The organism is Tahibacter harae, assembly GCF_024437735.1.
Lineage (GTDB): Bacteria > Pseudomonadota > Gammaproteobacteria > Xanthomonadales > Rhodanobacteraceae > Tahibacter > Tahibacter harae.
The window spans coordinates 377,538-392,931 of sequence record NZ_JANFQO010000002.1; the positions used below are offsets into that span (position 1 = coordinate 377,538).

Genomic DNA, 15,394 nt, shown 5'->3' on the forward strand with positions numbered 1-15,394 from the left:
GCCACTCACTGCGTCGCCAGCGCTTTCTCGATCGCCGCGACCAGCTCCGCATCGTCGGGCTTGACCTTGCTGGAATAGTCCGCGATCACCTTGCCATCGCGGCCAACCAGATACTTGTAGAAATTCCAGCTCGGATAGCGCTCGCCGCTGGCCGCGGCCAGGCGCTGGTACAGCGGCGTGGCCTCTTCCTTGGTCACGTGCACTTTTTCAAACATTGGAAATTTCACCCCATAGGTCAAGGTGCAGAATTCCTGGATTTCCTTTTCCGTGCCCGGTTCCTGCTGCCTGAAGTCGTTGGACGGGAAACCCAGCACGGCGAAGCCCTTGTCCTTGTAGCGCGCATGCAGGGCTTCCAGGCCCTCGTACTGGGGCGTGAAACCGCACTTGCTCGCCGTATTTACGATCAGCAGCACCTTGCCGTCGTACTCCTTGCATAGCGAGACCTTGTCCTTGCCGGCCAGCGGACGGTACTCGCTGTTGAGCAGATCGCTGCAGGCCCAGGCCGGCGCGGAAGCGGCCAGGGACAGCAGCAGGGCGGGAAGAAATGCACGCATGGAACCTCCTGTCAGGGGTATGGGACCTCCCGAGCATACTCCGTCAGCGGCGCAAGTATCGGTTTCTGTAAGGCTTTTGCTTCCATAGCCGGGTTTTCCCGACAGCCCCGGGAAAAATTGCTTGACCGTTTTCGATATGGTGTTATAGTTCACTACAACACCACCCAAGCCGAGCACCACGCAGGAGCCCGTCATGAAAGTCAGCGCTATCGTCACCGTCCTGATCGCTTCCTCCGCCTTCGTGGCCGGCGCCGCCCTGGAACGTGCCACCCATGCAACTGCTGTCTCCACGCCCGCCGCGCCGGTCCGGATCAGCGCCGTCGCGCCCAAGGTCGCGCCGCAGCGCAGCGCCAGCCTGGTCGTGCTGCCCGAAGTCACCGTCCGCCCCAGCGCCGAAGACATCGCGCTGGCCTATGCCCAGCCCGTCGCCACGGCGGCCAGCGTGCCGGATTCGCCGCTGCCGCCGCGTTCCGGCGCGGGACGCGGCAGTTTCGACATGCCCTACTATTCGTTTGGCAAAGTGCTGCCGCAGGTGAGCCAGGACTGACCCCATGACCATAACGTGGAACGACAACACCCCGATCTACCGCCAGCTGCGCGACCGCGTGGTGGCGATGATCCTGGACGGTGTGCTGAACGAGGGGGATGCCCTGCCCTCGGTGCGCCAGGTCGCCGCGGATTTCCAGCTGAATCCGATCACGGTGTCCAAGGCCTACCAGGAGCTGGTGGATGAACAACTGGTCGAAAAACGTCGGGGACTGGGCATGTACGTCAATGAAGGGGCGCGCGAAGCCCTGCTGAAGAACGAACGCGAACGCTTCCTGCGCGAAGAATGGCCGGCGCTGTACGCCCGCCTCAAGCGCCTGGGGCTGGATGTGGAAAGACTGGTACAGGACAGCCGCGAAATGGAAGGAGCCTCCCAATGAGCGCCGTGGTGCAAGCGCGCAACCTGAGCAAGCGTTACGGTGCATCGACCGCGCTGGACGACGTGAATTTCTCCATCGAGTCCGGCCGCATCGTCGGCCTGATCGGCCCCAACGGCGCCGGCAAGACCACCGCGCTCAAGGCCATACTCGGCCTCACCGATTTCCAGGGCGAACTCAGCGTGCTGGGCCTGGATCCGCGGCGCCAGCGGCATGAGCTGATGCAGCAGGTCTGCTTCATCGCCGATGTCGCGGTGCTGCCGCGCTGGCTGCGCGTCAGCGAGGCGATCGACTTCGTCGCCGGCGTGCACCCGCGCTTCTCGCGCGAGAAATGCGAAGCCTTCCTCGCCCGCACCAAGCTCAAGCCGCGCATGCGGGTGCGGGAAATGTCCAAGGGCATGATCGTGCAGCTGCACTTGGCCCTGGTCATGGCCATAGACGCGCGCCTGCTGGTGCTGGATGAGCCCACCCTGGGCCTGGACATCCTCTACCGCAAGGAGTTCTACCAGAGCCTGCTCAACGATTATTTCGACGAACAGAAGACCATCATCATCACCACCCACCAGGTCGAGGAGATCGAACACATCCTCACCGACCTGATGTTCATTCGCGACGGCAAGATCGTGCTGGACGCGAGCATGGACGCCGTGGCCGACCGCTTCACCGAAGTCATGGTCAACCCGGACAAGGCCGCCGCCGCACGCGCGTTGCAGCCGCTGGGCGAACGCCAGATCTTCGGCAAATCCATCTTCCTGTTCGACGGCACCGAGAAACCGCGTCTGGCCGAACTGGGCGAAACCCGCCAGCCCAGCATCGCCGACCTGTTCGTCGCCACCATGAAAGGGACCTACGCATGAACACCTTCACCTGGCTGCTCAAGCGCGAGTACTGGGAACACCGCGGCGGCTTCCAGTGGGCGCCGCTGATCGCCGCCGGCGTCATCCTGGCCGTATTCACGATCGGTGCGCTGACCGGCGTCAACGCTGCGCAGAGCAATCTCCACGACGCCGTGATCAACAACGTGAAGCTCGGCGACATCGCCGCGGCGATGACGCCAGAGCAGCGCGCCCAGGTCGGCGGCGCCCTCGATGTGGCGTTGTTCTTCTCCGCCGCGCCAATCGCGATCACCCTGGCCATAGTGACATTCTTCTACCTGCTGGGCTCCCTCTACGACGACCGCCGCGACCGCAGCATGCTGTTCTGGAAGTCGCTGCCGATTTCGGACCTGCAGACGGTGCTGTCCAAGGTCGTCACCGCGACCGTCGTCGCCCCGCTGTTCGCCCTGGCCGCTTCGCTGGTGATGATGCTGGGCCTGCTGTTGGTGCTGAGCCTGGTCGTGATGTTCTACGGCGCCAATCCCGTCACCGTGATCTGGGGTCCGGCCTCGCCGCTGAAGGTCCTCGGCAAACTGACGCTGCTGCTGCCGCTGAACGCACTGTGGGCCCTGCCCAGCATAGGCTGGCTGATGCTCTGCTCGGCCTGGGCGCGCAGCAAACCCTTCCTGTGGGCGACCCTGCTGCCGGTGTCCGTGGCCACCTGCATCTCCATCTTCGACGCGGTGACCAAGCTGCGCCTGCCCGACTCCTGGTTCTGGCAGCACATCGTGTTCCGCGCCTTGTTCAGCATTTTCCCCGGCGGCTGGCTGGATTTCGAAGGCCTGGAACGCCGCATGGACGACAAGGGCCCGGAAGTCCTGCTCAACGCGCTGGATCTGCAGACCCTGTTCGCCCCGCTCGGCAGCGTGAATCTGTGGCTGGGCGTGGCCGCCGGCATCGGCATGATCTCCGCCGCGATCTGGCTGCGCCGCTGGCGTGATGACAACTGAGCAGCCGAAGTAAGTACGCTGTGCAGAAAAGCCGCCGCGAGGCGGCTTTCCTGTTTTTGACGTTGAAGCGATTTCTGCTTTTTCCGGCCGACCGGCGCCAGACTGCGCGGCAGGCAGCCGCTGCCATGCGGCTTGCACATCACCCGCACGCACATTACAGTGAACCACATGGTTCACTATCAAGCACGCCTCGACGCAACCTTCGCCGCGCTCTCCGATGTCACCCGACGCGGAGTGCTGGAGCAGCTCGCGGGTTCTGACGCCTCCATCACCGACCTTGCCGACAGGTTCCAAATGACCCTCACGGGCATGAAGAAACATATCAGCGTCCTGGAGCAGGCGGGGCTGGTAACCACGGAGAAGGTCGGGCGCGTACGCACCTGCAAGCTCGGCCGGCGCCGGCTGGAAGAAGAAGCCGCCTGGATCGAGCGGCACCGCCAACTCTGGAGCGCGCGCTTCGACGCGCTGGACACGATTGTCGAGCACTTGAAACGCAAGGAGAAAGCAGATGCCTCAAGCAAATGAAGCGGGTTCGGACGCCATGAACCACACCGCCGTGGAACGCAAGTCCGACCTCGAACTCGTCGTGACACGCACGTTCAATGCCCCGGCACACCTCGTCTTTGAAGCGTGGAGCAATCCCGAATTGTTCAAGGAATGGTGGGTTCCGAAGTCGGCGGGCCTGACGCTGCTCTCCTGCGACATGGATGTGCGAACCGGGGGCACGTATCGCCTCGTGTTCCGCCATCCGGCCGCGGATCTGCCGATGGCGTTCTTCGGTACCTACCAGGAAGTGACGCCGCCCCAGCGCCTCGTATGGACGAACGAAGAAAGCGATCAGGGCGCCGTGACCACAGTGACGTTCGAAGAAAACGCCGGCACGACGCGGGTCACCCTGCACGAACGCTACCCCACACGAGCGGCCCTCGACGAAGCTATCGCCGGTTCTGCGGAAGCCTTGCCCGAACAGTTCGCGCAGCTGGATGCGATGCTCGCCGCAAGATCTTGACCACTGCGGCCAGCAGCATGGAGACGGGATGGCGATGAAATAAACGATGTAAAACAAAAAAGCCGCCTAAAGGCGGCTTTTTTGTTGTCCGGAGCCTGCGCTTGCGCCCAGGCCCGTCGGCACATTACTGCACGGTATCGCTCAGCACCTTGAACTTGGTGGTCGAGCCCTTTTCCTTCTGCAGGCCGACCTGTCCCGTGTTCAGCGTGCCTTCCAGCCAGTAGCGGGTCAGGCTGCCGCCGTCGCGGCGCACGACCATGGCCGAGGTCTTGCCCAGGTAGACGGTGTCGCCCTGGCGCAGCTGATCGATGCGCACGCTGCGGCCGACCGGACGGCCTTCGGCGTAGGACTTCTCCATCTCGGCGCGCTCGGCGTCGCCTTCGGCCGGCACGCTGGCGACGAAGGTGATGCCCGCGTCGGTGGTGCCACGCAGCGAGGGATTGGCCGTATTGGCGATCTTGTCGACCACTTCATAGCGGTTTTCCGCCAGCGGACGCAGTTCGGCGCGCTGCAGGTTCAGCTCGCCCGAGAGCCAGTACAGGCGCACGCCGAGGCTGTCGCGGCGCACGATCGCGCGCACATCGCCGTCGACATAGACCAGGTCGCCCTTCTGCAGCTGGCCCTGGGTCAGCTCTTCGGCCGCGGCGGGCTTGCCGCCGTTGAGGTTCTGCTCGAAGCGCTGCTTGATCGCCACGCTGGGGTCGACCGCCGGCTTGGGCGCCTCGACCGGCTTGGCCGGCGGCGGCGGGGGCGGTGGGGTTTCCACGACCGGGGCCGGAGCCGGAGCCGGCTCGGGTTCCGGCGCCGGCGGCGGCGGAGCCGGGGCGGGCTCGACCGGCTTGGGCGCTTCCACCGGCTTGGGCGCGGGCTTGGGCGCCTCGACCGGCTTGGCGGGTTCGGCCGGCTTGGCCGGCGCGGCGGGCTTGGGTGCCTCGGCCGGCTTGAGGGCTTCCGGCTTGGCCTTGTCGCTGACGCGCACGACGACGTTCTCGAAGAAGCTGTCGTTGAGCTTGACGCTGGCCGCGCCGCCGGCCTTCACCTTGGCGGCGACCGCACCGTGCCATTCCTTGGGCGCATTGATCACGACTTCCTTGCCGTTGGCGGCGGCCTGGCGGCCCAGTTCGGCCAGCTTGGCGTCGGCCGCTCCGGTCTCGATGTCCTTGGCCGTGATCGATATTTCCGTTTGCGCCCAGGCGCTGCCGGCAAGCAGCACGGTGGCAAAGGCCAGACGTTTCAGCATTTCATTCTCCAGACATGACAAATACTACGAGGGCGGCGCCATTGTGCCGCCCGTATCCACCCCGGCATGTGCTGTTCGCCATGACGGGGCCCTACTCAGACTTTGGTCGTATCAGCCGCCGCCGCTGCCGCCCGCGCCAATGCCGCCGCGGGTCAGCGCGACCGGATCCAGCAGCTTGCGCAGCTCGGCCTCCGGCAGGCCGCTCTTTTCGCGCGCCACGTCCAGGATGGGCCTTCCTTCCTTGTACGCCTGCTTGGCCATCGCCGCCGCCGCCTCATAGCCGACCACGGGATTGAGCGCCGTGACCAGGATGGGATTGCGTGCCAGTGCCGCGCCGACATGGTCCTCGCGCACGCGCAGCCCGGCGATGGCGGCGTCGGCCAGCTGGCGCGAGGCGCTGGCCAGCAGGCCTATGGACTGCAGCAGGTTGTGTGCAATCACCGGCAGCATGACATTGAGCTGGAAACTGCCACTTTGACCGGCGACCGTGATCGTGGTGTGACTGCCCATGACCTGGGCGCAGACCATGGCCACGGCCTCCGGAATCACCGGATTGACCTTGCCCGGCATGATCGAGGAGCCCGGCTGCAGCGCCGGCAGCTCGATCTCGCCCAGGCCGGCCAGCGGTCCGGAGTTCATCCAGCGCAGGTCGTTGGCAATCTTCATCAGCGCGCAGGCCAGCGCGTTGAGCTGTCCCGACAGCTCCACCGCGGCGTCCTGCGAGGCAATGCCCTCGAACAGATTGGGCGCAGACTCAAGTTTCGTGCCAGCAAGCTCGGCCAGGCGTTTGGCCGCGCGTTTGGCCTGGCGCGGATCGGCGTTGATGCCGGTGCCGATGGCGGTGCCGCCCAGCGGCAGGCGGCGCAGGCGCTTCAAGCTGTCCTCGATGCGGGCGACGGCCGACTCCAGCTGCGCCGCCCAGGTCAGGAACTCCTGGCCGAAGGTCAGCGGCATGGCGTCCATCAGATGCGTGCGGCCGGTCTTGGTGATGCGGGCGAAGCTCCTGGCGCGGCGCACGATGGTGTCGCGCAGGTGCGCCAGCGCCGGCAGCAGTTCCTCGCGGGTCTGCAGCACGGCGGCGAGCTGGATCGCGCTGGGGATCACGTCGTTGGAACTCTGTCCCATGTTGACGTGGTCGTTGGCGTGGACGGCGGCCTTGCCGCCGCGGCTGGCCAGGCTGGCGATCACTTCATTGGCGTTCATGTTGCTGGACGTGCCCGAGCCGGTCTGGAACACGTCGATGGGAAACTGATCGTCGAATTCGCCGGCGGCGACGCGCGCGGCCGCCTTGCGTATGGCCTTGGCCAGGCCCGGCTTGAGATGGCCCAGCTCGGCGTTGACATCGGCCATGGCCGCCTTGATCAGGCCCAGGGCGCGGATGAAGGGCCGCGGCATGCGCAGGCCGGAGATGGGGAAATTCTGCACCGCGCGCTGGGTCTGCGCGCCATACAGGGCGTCGGCGGGGACGCGCAGCTCGCCCATGCTGTCTTTTTCCAAGCGGTATTCGGCCATGACGATGCGGCTCCGCGGCTGTCGATACTGACCGGCCAGTATAGCCGCCGGTGTATCATCCCGCTTCTTGCTCCCCCGCCCGCCCCCGCCCATGAGCCTCAACACCCTCACCGCCCTGTCGCCGCTGGACGGCCGCTACGCCGGCAAAGTCGATCCCCTGCGCACCATCTTCAGCGAATTCGGCCTGATGCAGCGCCGCGTCCTGGTCGAGGTGCGCTGGCTGCTGGCCCTGGGCGACGCGCCGCAGATTGGCGAAGTTCCGCCCTTCTCTGCCGCAGCGCGTCAATTCCTGACCACCCTGGCCGACGGCTTCTCGCTGCACGATGCCGAACGGGTCAAGGCGATCGAGCGCGAGACCAACCACGACGTCAAGGCCATCGAATACCTGCTCAAGCAGCGCAGCGCCGGCTTCGCCGAGGTCGAGGCGGTGAAGGAATTCATCCATTTCGCCTGCACCAGCGAAGACATCAACAACCTGTCGTACGCGCTGATGCTCAAGGATGCGCGCGACCAGGTCATGCTGCCGGCCATCGACAAACTCATCGCCACCCTGCGCCAGATGGCGCACGACCTGGCCGGCCAGCCCATGCTGTCGCGCACCCACGGCCAGACTGCCTCGCCGACCACGGTGGGCAAGGAGATCGCCAACGTGGTCGCGCGCGTGCAGCGCCAGCGCCGCCAGATCGCCGCGGTGGAACTGCTGGGCAAGATCAACGGCGCCGTCGGCAACTACAACGCCCATGTCGCGGCCTATCCGGAAGTGGACTGGCCGGCCTTCGCGCAGCACTTCGTCGAAAGCCTGGGACTGACCTTCAATCCCTATACCACCCAGATCGAGCCGCACGACTGCGTGGCCGAGATCGGCGATGCACTGCGCCGCCTCAATACCATCCTGATCGACTACGCCCGCGACGTCTGGGGCTATATCTCGCTGGGCTATTTCCGCCAGGCGCTCAAGCCCGGCGAAGTCGGCTCCTCGACCATGCCGCACAAGGTCAACCCGATCGACTTCGAAAACGCCGAAGGCAACTTCGGCATCGCCAACGGCCTGTTCGAGCATTTCTCGGCCAAGCTGCCGATCAGCCGCTGGCAGCGCGATCTGACCGACTCCACCGTGCTGCGCGCCCTGGGCACCGCCTTCGGCCACAGCCTGATCGCGCTGGATGCCCTGGGCCGCGGCCTGGGCAAGCTCAAGCCCGACCCGGAACGCCTCGCCGCCGACCTGGAAGCCAGCCAGGAAGTGCTGGCCGAAGCCGTGCAGACAGTGATGCGCCGCTACGGCCTGCCCAACCCCTACGAGCAGCTCAAGGCCCTGACCCGCGGCCAGGGCATCAGCAAGCAGGCCATGGCCGAATTCGTCGAGACCCTGGATCTGCCGGCCGAGGCCAAGCAGCGCCTGCGCGAACTCACCCCGGCCAGCTACACCGGCCTGGCCGAGCCGCTGGCCCGCGCCATCTGAAAAACCGGGCGGCCGGCCGCTTGAAGCCGGCCCGCCCGTGCCCACTTCCTCGTCGCCCGCCCCGCCACGGCCAGCCCCGATGCCTCAGCCGATGATCGAAGTCCATGCCAAGCCCGGCCAGCCGCTGGGCATGAGCGCGCAGGACTTCCTGCGCGACTACTGGCAGAAGCGCCCGCTGCTGATCCGCCAGTCACTGCCCGGCTTCACGCCGCCGATCACACCGGAAGACCTGGCCGGCCTGGCCTGCGAGGAAGCCGCGCTGTCGCGCCTGATCGTGCGCGATCCGCGCAAGGAAAGCTGGAAAGTCCGCTCCGGCCCCATCGCCGAGGGCGATTTCGCCAAGCTGCCCCGGACTCACTGGACCCTGCTGGTGCAGGACGTGGACAAATGGGACATGGACGTGGCCGCGCTGCTGGAGCAGTTCCGCTTCCTGCCGCGCTGGCGCGTCGACGATGTGATGATCTCCTACGCCGTGGACGGCGGCGGCGTCGGCGCCCATGTGGACCAGTACGACGTCTTCCTGCTGCAGGGCCTGGGCCGGCGGCGCTGGCGCATCAGCGACGACGCCGGCGCGCCCAAGGCATTCCGGCCCGAGCTGGAACTGAAGATCCTGGCCGAATTCCAGCCCACCCACGACTGGGTGCTGGAACCCGGCGACATGCTCTACCTGCCGCCGGGCTTCGCCCACGATGGCGTCGCCATCGGCGACTGCATGACCTTGTCCATCGGCATGCGCGCGCCAGCCATCGCCGAGATGCTGGGCGACCTGGTCGACCAACTGGTCGAGCCGCTGGGCGAGGACGACCGCTATACCGACCCGGACCTCGCTCCCGCCGCCGACCCCTACGAGATCGATGCCGCCGCCTTCGCCCGCGTGGAAAACGCCGTGGCTGCGCTGCGCCGGCTGGACGATGCCGCGCTGCAGGCCTGGTTCGGCCGCTACATCACCAGCTACCGCAGCGCACAGACCGCACTGGCACCGGACAAACCCGTCAGCGCCAGGGACCTCGACGCCGCCCTGGCCAAGGGCGCCGGCCTGCTGCGCTTCCCCTGGGCGCGCACGGCCTGGACGCGGCGCGGCGACGGCGCCACGCTCTATGTCGCCGGCCAGGCACTGGACTGCTCGGCCGGCTTCGCCCGGCTGGTCTGCGAGCAGCGCGAGATCGCCGCCGCCGACATCGCCGCGCTGACGCCGGGCGACCATGCCGCCCTGCTCGCTCTCCTCAACCAGGGTCAGCTGGTGCTGACCCGTCCCCGCCGCCGGAGCCGCACATGATCGAGGATTCGTTCCGGGTGGAACCCGCCGACTGGATCGTGGACCAGGCCGATCTCAAGTTCGTGCGCACCGAGGTCTTCATCATCGGCCAGAACATTCCCGAGGCCGAGGAATGGGACGAACTCGACCCGCGCTCCATCCACGTCATCGCCCGCGACAACGAAGGCCGCCCCATAGGTACGGGCCGGCTCACTCCGGACGACAAGATCGGCCGCATGGCCGTACTGGCCAGCTGGCGCGGCAAACACGTCGGCGAATCCATCATGCAGGCGCTGATCCAGCGCGCGCGCGAACAGCGCCGCCCGGCGCTGGAGATGCACGCGCAGAGTTACGCGATCCCGTTCTACGAACGCTCGGGCTTCCAGGCCTACGGCGAGGAATTCCTGGAATGCGACATCCCGCATCGCATGATGCGGCTGGAGCTGACCCCGCTGGAATCCAGCTACCGCCCGGGCATGCAGCTGGACGAGACGCCCGAGCCGCGCCTGATCCCGGTGGAGAACCGCGAGCAGGCCCTGGCCGCGGTGCTGGAAATCCTCGCCCTGGCCAAGCGCGAGGTCTGCCTGTACAGCCGCGACCTGGACCCGGCCCTGTACGACCAGGAGGCCGTGCTGGAGCAGTTCAAGCGTCTGGGCACCGCCGGCCGCGGCGCCTCCGTGCGCGTGCTGGTGCAGACGCCCGCCGCCGCCATCGAGGCCGGCCACCGCCTCATCCACATCGCCCACCGCCTGCCCAGCGTGTTCCAGTTCCGCACCCCGGAAACCGAGGAAGACCAGCAGTACCCGTCGGCTTTCCTCATTACCGACCGGCGCAGCTATTACTTCCGCGTGCTCGGCAGCCGCTACGAAGGCGAGGCGCATACCTACCGCCCCGGCCGGCACGCCCAGCTGCGCGAGTATTTCAACCAGGTCTGGGAACGTTCCGTGGCGCCGCCGCAGCTGCGCGAGCTGCACCTGTAACCGGCCCCGGCCGGCGGCAAAAAAAGACCGAAATCCCCGCACTTATGACCAACGTCGCCTTGCCGCGCCGCAACACGATGAGCGTATAATCCGCGGGTTTCGATCGAGCCCGATCGAGCCTTTCCGGCGTGCAGCCAGCACCACCAAAACCTGCGGTGATTCCCGACGTGAGCGCGAACCTGATCCAGTTGTTCCGTGAGACCTCCCAGCTTTCCGGCGGCAACGCCGGCTTCATCGAAGACCTGTACGAGTCCTGGCTGCGCGATCCCGCCGCAGTCTCGCCGGAATGGCAGAAATACTTCGATGGCTTCAAGGGCCGCAGCGCCGGCGACGTGCCGCACTCCGACGCCATCGCGCGCATCAGCGCGGCGCAGAAGCAGAAACCCGCGGCTGCCGTCGCCGCCGCCGGCAACGACGCCCAGGCACAGAAACAGGCTGCGGTGCTCAAGCTGGTCACTGCCTACCGCTCGCGCGGCCATCTGGCCGCCACGCTGGATCCGCTGGACCTGGCCGAGAAGCTGCCCGCGCCCGACCTGGAGCTGGCTTTCCACGGCCTGGACAATTCCGACCTCAACACCGAATTCAACACCGGCTCCCTGGCCGGCCCGGCCCGGCTCAAGCTCAAGGACCTGGTCGCCCTGCTCAAGGCCACCTACGCCAGCAGCATCGGCGCCGAATTCATGCACATCAGCGATTCGGTACAGCGCCGCTGGGTGCACGAACAGCTGGAAAAGGCCGGCGGCAACTTCGGCCTCAGCGCCGCCGACCGCCAGCGCCTGCTGGAGCGCCTGACCGCGGCCGAAGGCCTGGAGCGCTACCTGCACACCAAGTACGTCGGCCAGAAGCGCTTCTCGCTGGAAGGCGGCGACAGCCTGATCCCGCTGGTGGACGAGCTGGTGCAGAAGAGCGGCGCCGACGGCGTCAAGGACATGGTCATCGGCATGGCCCATCGCGGCCGCCTCAACGTGCTGGTCAACACCCTGGGCAAGGCGCCGCAGAAGCTGTTCGCCGAGTTCGAGGGCAAGTTCGACCACCCGGACGATCCGGCCCATTCCGGCGACGTGAAGTACCACATGGGCTTCTCCGCCGACATCAAGACCAGCGGCCACACCGTGCACCTGGCCCTGGCTTTCAATCCCTCGCATCTGGAAATCGTCGACCCGGTCGTGGCCGGTTCGGTGCGCGCGCGTCAGACCCGCCGCGGCGACAGCGAGCGCGGCCAGGTCATGCCGGTGCTGATCCACGGCGACGCCGCCTTCGCCGGCCAGGGCGTGGTGATGGAACTGTTCAACATGTCGCAGGCGCGCGGCTTCGCCGTCGGCGGCACCGTCCACATCGTGGTCAACAACCAAGTCGGTTTCACTACGTCCAATCCGCAGGACGCGCGCAGTACCTACTACTGCACCGACGTGGCCAAGATGGTCAACGCGCCGGTGTTCCATGTGAACGGCGACGATCCGGAAGCCGTGCTGTTCGTCGCGCGCCTGGCCTTCGACTACCGCCAGAAGTTCAAGCGCGACGTGGTTATCGACCTGGTCTGCTACCGCCGCCACGGTCATAACGAGGCCGACGAGCCGGCGGCGACCCAGCCGGTGATGTACCAGATCATCCGCGCCCGCCAGACCACGCGCGAGCTGTACGCGCAGAAGCTCGCCGCCGCCGGCGTAATCAAGGACGGCGACGCCCAGGCCCTGGTCGACAACTACCGCCGCAAGCTCGAAGCCGGCCTGCCGGTGGCCGAGCTGGATCCGGAGTTCAAGGATCCGTACGCGCTGGACTGGTCCAAGTTCATCGACGGCCGCATCGACACGCCGTACCAGAGCGGCGTGGCCAAGGACAAGCTGGTCGCGCTGAGCCAGAGCATCCTCAACCTGCCGCCGGAACTGGCGCTGCATCCGCGCGTGGCCAAGATCTACGACGACCGCCGCAAGATGGCCGCCGGCGAACAGGCGCTGGACTGGGGCTTCGCGGAGAACCTTGCCTACGCCACCCTGATTGCCGAAGGCTACGACCTGCGCGTGGTCGGCCAGGACGTGGGCCGCGGCACCTTCTTCCACCGCCATGCGGTGCTGCACGACCAGAAGACCGACGGCACCTACCTGCCGCTGGGCCACGTGCGCGCCGGCGCCAATGTCGAGGTGATCGACTCGGTGCTGAGCGAGGAAGCGGTGATGGCCTACGAATACGGCTTCACCACCTCGGAACCCAACACGCTGGTGATCTGGGAAGGCCAGTTCGGCGACTTCGCCAACGGCGCCCAGGTCGTGATCGACCAGTTCATCAGCTCCGGCGAAGCCAAGTGGGGCCGCCTGTCCAGCCTGGCGCTGTTCCTGCCGCACGGCTACGAGGGCCAGGGTCCGGAGCACTCCTCCGCCCGCCTCGAACGCTTCCTGCAATTGTGTGCTTTGCACAATATGCAGGTTTGTGTACCGACCACGCCGGCGCAGGCTTTCCACATGATCCGCCGCCAGATGGTGCGCGATTGCCGCAAGCCGCTGGTGGTGATGACGCCCAAGTCGCTGCTGCGCCACAAGCTCGCGGTGTCCTCGCTGGAGGACCTGGCCAACGGCTCGTTCCAGCTGGTCATCGGCGACAGCACGGCCAAGCCGGGGCAGAAGGTGCGCCGCATCGTGCTGTGCTCGGGCAAGGTCTACTTCGACCTGGTCGACGAGTGCGAGAAGCGCGGCATCAGCGATGTCGCCATCATCCGCGTCGAGCAGCTGTATCCGTTCCCGCGCGCCGAGGTGAAGGCCGAGCTGGCCCGCTACCCCGCTGCCAAGGAAGTCGTCTGGTGCCAGGAAGAGCCGATGAACCAGGGCGCCTGGTACCAGATCCAGCACCACCTGCGCGCCTGCCTGGGCGCAGAGCACAGCCTCAGCTATGCCGGCCGCGCGCGTTCGCCGGCGCCGGCCTGCGGCCATCACAACACCCACGTCGCCGAACAGGCGGCCCTGGTCGAGCAGGCGCTGGTCGCGCCGATCGGCACTGATCACGCCTCGGAGTAAGAAGTATGACCATCGAAGTCAAAGTCCCGGTTCTGCCCGAATCCGTTTCCGACGCCACCATCGCGACCTGGCACAAGAAGGCCGGCGACGCGGTCAAGCGCGACGAGAACCTGGTCGATCTGGAAACCGACAAGGTCGTGCTCGAAGTGCCGGCCCCGGCCGACGGCGTGCTCAAGGAAATCCGCCGCCAGACCGGCGAGACGGTCAACAGCCAGGAAATCATTGCGGTGATCGAGGAAGGCGCCGCCGCGGCCGCGCCGGCTCCAGCCGCCGCCCCGGCCGCTGAAGCGCCCAAGGCTGCTGCGCCGGCCACCGCCGCGCCCGCCGCCGGCAAGGTCGAGGACCTGTCCCCGGCCGGCCGCCGCGTCGCCAGCGAGAACGCCATCGACCCGGCCGCCGTCGCCGGCACCGGCCGCGACAGCCGCGTGACCAAGGAAGACCTGGTCAATTTCATGCGCTCCGGCGGCCAGGCCGCGCCGGCCGCTGCTCCGGCTGCCGCCGCTCCCGCCGCGCCGGCGGCCAAGCCGACGCCGGGCTCGCGTCCGGAAGAGCGCGTGCCGATGACGCGCATGCGCGCCAAGATCGCCGAACGCCTGATGCAGTCCAAGAACTCCATCGCCATGCTGACCTCGTTCAACGAGATCAACCTGGGCAAGGTCATGGCCATGCGCAAGGAACTGGTGGAACAGTTCGAGAAGACGCACGGCATCAAGCTCGGCTTCATGAGCTTCTTCGTCAAGGCCGCCTGCGAGGCGCTCAAGCGCCATCCCATCGTCAATGCCTCGGTCGACGGCAACGACGTGATCTACCACGGCTACCAGGACATCTCCGTGGCCGTGTCCACCGACAAGGGCCTGGTCACGCCGGTACTGCGCGATGCGCAGAACATGAGCTTCGCCGACGTCGAGAAGCAGATCGCCGGCTACGCCAAGAAGGCGCGCGAAGGCGGCCTGACCCTGGACGACCTGGCCGGCGGCACCTTCACCATCACCAACGGCGGCACCTTCGGTTCGCTGTTCTCCACGCCCATCGTCAACCCGCCGCAAAGCGCCATCCTGGGCATGCACGCGATCAAGGACCGCGCCATCGTCGAGAACGGCCAGGTCGTGGCCGCGCCGATGATGTACGTGGCCCTGTCCTACGATCACCGCATCATCGACGGCAAGGACGCGGTGCTGTTCCTGGTCGACATCAAGAACCAGCTGGAAAACCCGCACAAGATGCTGCTGGGCCTGTGATGAAAGCGGCCCGCCTGCTGTCTGCAGCCGTGCTGACCGTCGTCTCGGGCGCCGCCTTCGCGGCGCCCGGTGCGGCCGACCGCGCGCGCATGGTGGAGATCCTGGCCCAGTTCAACGCCATCTCCGACATCGACATCGGCAACTGCGATCACGAGCACGCCGAATTCAGCAAGGCCTACCGCGCGCTGACCGACTCGCCGAGTTCGGTCGCCATGGGCCGGGTGCTGGATCATTTCCAGCTGCAGCCGGAAGCGCCCGCCAAGGTCGACCACAATCCGACCGCCGAGCGCTGCCTGGCCGCGCTGGAAAAGGCCAAGGCCTTGTTTGCGACCCACGGCGACTACATCCAGAAACTTGCCGAGACCCTGCCGCCGCCTGCGCCGGCCGAGTGAAA

Annotated in this window: 15 protein-coding genes; 12 read left to right on the forward strand and 3 right to left on the reverse strand. The window is 66.8% G+C overall.

Going from position 1 to position 15,394, the window contains the following annotated elements:
* Window positions 1-5 precede the first annotated feature (5 nt).
* The gene (locus NM961_RS03175) at window positions 6-554 is read right to left on the reverse strand and encodes a glutathione peroxidase (RefSeq protein WP_255911190.1); all 549 of its coding nucleotides are present in this window, start codon (window positions 552-554) and stop codon (window positions 6-8) included.
* A gap of 193 nt (window positions 555-747) precedes the next feature.
* Between NM961_RS03175 and NM961_RS03180 the strand changes: the two genes are divergently transcribed.
* The 6 genes from NM961_RS03180 (at window position 748) to NM961_RS03205 (ending at window position 4,311) form a co-directional block, all read left to right on the forward strand.
* Window positions 748-1,101, forward strand: coding sequence for a hypothetical protein (locus NM961_RS03180; RefSeq protein ID WP_255911192.1), 354 nt, complete (start codon window positions 748-750; stop codon window positions 1,099-1,101).
* A gap of 4 nt (window positions 1,102-1,105) precedes the next feature.
* Window positions 1,106-1,480, forward strand: a complete 375-nt coding sequence (locus NM961_RS03185; RefSeq protein ID WP_255911194.1) for a GntR family transcriptional regulator — start codon at window positions 1,106-1,108, stop codon at window positions 1,478-1,480.
* Entirely contained in the window at window positions 1,477-2,334 is an 858-nt protein-coding gene (locus tag NM961_RS03190) for an ABC transporter ATP-binding protein (protein ID WP_255911196.1), read from the forward strand. The genes NM961_RS03185 and NM961_RS03190 overlap by 4 nt, the downstream gene beginning before the upstream one ends.
* Window positions 2,331-3,302, forward strand: coding sequence for a hypothetical protein (locus NM961_RS03195; protein ID WP_255911198.1), 972 nt, complete (start codon window positions 2,331-2,333; stop codon window positions 3,300-3,302). Before NM961_RS03190 ends, NM961_RS03195 begins: the two co-directional genes overlap by 4 nt.
* A 168-nt stretch (window positions 3,303-3,470) precedes the next feature.
* Entirely contained in the window at window positions 3,471-3,827 is a 357-nt protein-coding gene (locus tag NM961_RS03200) for an ArsR/SmtB family transcription factor (protein WP_255911200.1), read from the forward strand.
* Window positions 3,811-4,311 carry an SRPBCC family protein gene (locus NM961_RS03205; protein WP_255911202.1) on the forward strand — a complete coding sequence of 167 codons (501 nt, stop codon included), beginning with the start codon at window positions 3,811-3,813 and terminating at the stop codon, window positions 4,309-4,311. The genes NM961_RS03200 and NM961_RS03205 overlap by 17 nt, the downstream gene beginning before the upstream one ends.
* A 124-nt stretch (window positions 4,312-4,435) precedes the next feature.
* Here the strand turns inward: NM961_RS03205 and NM961_RS03210 are convergent, their stop codons facing one another.
* Together NM961_RS03210 and NM961_RS03215 are read right to left on the reverse strand one after the other, a co-directional pair.
* Window positions 4,436-5,551 (reverse strand): hypothetical protein, encoded by a 1,116-nt coding sequence (locus NM961_RS03210; RefSeq protein ID WP_255911204.1) that lies wholly within the window; start codon window positions 5,549-5,551, stop codon window positions 4,436-4,438.
* Window positions 5,552-5,662: 111 nt separating this feature from the next.
* The gene (locus tag NM961_RS03215) at window positions 5,663-7,063 is read right to left on the reverse strand and encodes a class II fumarate hydratase (RefSeq protein WP_255911207.1); all 1,401 of its coding nucleotides are present in this window, start codon (window positions 7,061-7,063) and stop codon (window positions 5,663-5,665) included.
* 91 nt (window positions 7,064-7,154) lie between these two features.
* On the opposite strand from NM961_RS03215, the gene purB reads away from it, so the two are divergent.
* From purB to NM961_RS03245, 6 genes are all read left to right on the forward strand, one after another.
* Window positions 7,155-8,522, forward strand: coding sequence for an adenylosuccinate lyase (gene purB, locus NM961_RS03220; protein ID WP_255911209.1), 1,368 nt, complete (start codon window positions 7,155-7,157; stop codon window positions 8,520-8,522).
* A gap of 91 nt (window positions 8,523-8,613) precedes the next feature.
* Complete coding sequence (locus NM961_RS03225) at window positions 8,614-9,798, forward strand: cupin domain-containing protein (RefSeq protein ID WP_255911212.1); 1,185 nt, start codon at window positions 8,614-8,616, stop codon at window positions 9,796-9,798.
* On the forward strand, window positions 9,795-10,757 hold the full coding sequence (locus tag NM961_RS03230) for a GNAT family N-acetyltransferase (protein ID WP_255911214.1): 963 nt from the start codon (window positions 9,795-9,797) through the stop codon (window positions 10,755-10,757). The genes NM961_RS03225 and NM961_RS03230 overlap by 4 nt, the downstream gene beginning before the upstream one ends.
* Before the next feature lie 167 nt (window positions 10,758-10,924).
* Complete coding sequence (locus NM961_RS03235; RefSeq protein ID WP_255911216.1) at window positions 10,925-13,762, forward strand: 2-oxoglutarate dehydrogenase E1 component; 2,838 nt, start codon at window positions 10,925-10,927, stop codon at window positions 13,760-13,762.
* Window positions 13,763-13,767: 5 nt separating this feature from the next.
* The gene (odhB, locus tag NM961_RS03240; RefSeq protein ID WP_255911218.1) at window positions 13,768-15,000 is read left to right on the forward strand and encodes a 2-oxoglutarate dehydrogenase complex dihydrolipoyllysine-residue succinyltransferase; all 1,233 of its coding nucleotides are present in this window, start codon (window positions 13,768-13,770) and stop codon (window positions 14,998-15,000) included.
* A complete protein-coding gene (locus tag NM961_RS03245; RefSeq protein WP_255911220.1) occupies window positions 15,000-15,392 on the forward strand; it encodes a hypothetical protein in 393 nt (130 codons plus the stop codon). The genes odhB and NM961_RS03245 overlap by 1 nt, the downstream gene beginning before the upstream one ends.
* Window positions 15,393-15,394 lie beyond the last annotated feature (2 nt).

Bases quoted from the DNA above. Each gene is read 5' to 3' on its own strand.
- NM961_RS03175 (WP_255911190.1), bottom strand. From the start codon at position 554: ATGCGTGCATTTCTTCCCGCCCTGCTGCTGTCCCTGGCCGCTTCCGCG.
- NM961_RS03180 (WP_255911192.1), top strand. From the start codon at position 748: ATGAAAGTCAGCGCTATCGTCACCGTCCTGATCGCTTCCTCCGCCTTC.
- NM961_RS03185 (WP_255911194.1), top strand. From the start codon at position 1,106: ATGACCATAACGTGGAACGACAACACCCCGATCTACCGCCAGCTGCGC.
- NM961_RS03190 (WP_255911196.1), top strand. From the start codon at position 1,477: ATGAGCGCCGTGGTGCAAGCGCGCAACCTGAGCAAGCGTTACGGTGCA.
- NM961_RS03195 (WP_255911198.1), top strand. From the start codon at position 2,331: ATGAACACCTTCACCTGGCTGCTCAAGCGCGAGTACTGGGAACACCGC.
- NM961_RS03200 (WP_255911200.1), top strand. From the start codon at position 3,471: ATGGTTCACTATCAAGCACGCCTCGACGCAACCTTCGCCGCGCTCTCC.
- NM961_RS03205 (WP_255911202.1), top strand. From the start codon at position 3,811: ATGCCTCAAGCAAATGAAGCGGGTTCGGACGCCATGAACCACACCGCC.
- NM961_RS03210 (WP_255911204.1), bottom strand. From the start codon at position 5,551: ATGCTGAAACGTCTGGCCTTTGCCACCGTGCTGCTTGCCGGCAGCGCC.
- NM961_RS03215 (WP_255911207.1), bottom strand. From the start codon at position 7,063: ATGGCCGAATACCGCTTGGAAAAAGACAGCATGGGCGAGCTGCGCGTC.
- purB (WP_255911209.1), top strand. From the start codon at position 7,155: ATGAGCCTCAACACCCTCACCGCCCTGTCGCCGCTGGACGGCCGCTAC.
- NM961_RS03225 (WP_255911212.1), top strand. From the start codon at position 8,614: ATGATCGAAGTCCATGCCAAGCCCGGCCAGCCGCTGGGCATGAGCGCG.
- NM961_RS03230 (WP_255911214.1), top strand. From the start codon at position 9,795: ATGATCGAGGATTCGTTCCGGGTGGAACCCGCCGACTGGATCGTGGAC.
- odhB (WP_255911218.1), top strand. From the start codon at position 13,768: ATGACCATCGAAGTCAAAGTCCCGGTTCTGCCCGAATCCGTTTCCGAC.
- NM961_RS03245 (WP_255911220.1), top strand. From the start codon at position 15,000: ATGAAAGCGGCCCGCCTGCTGTCTGCAGCCGTGCTGACCGTCGTCTCG.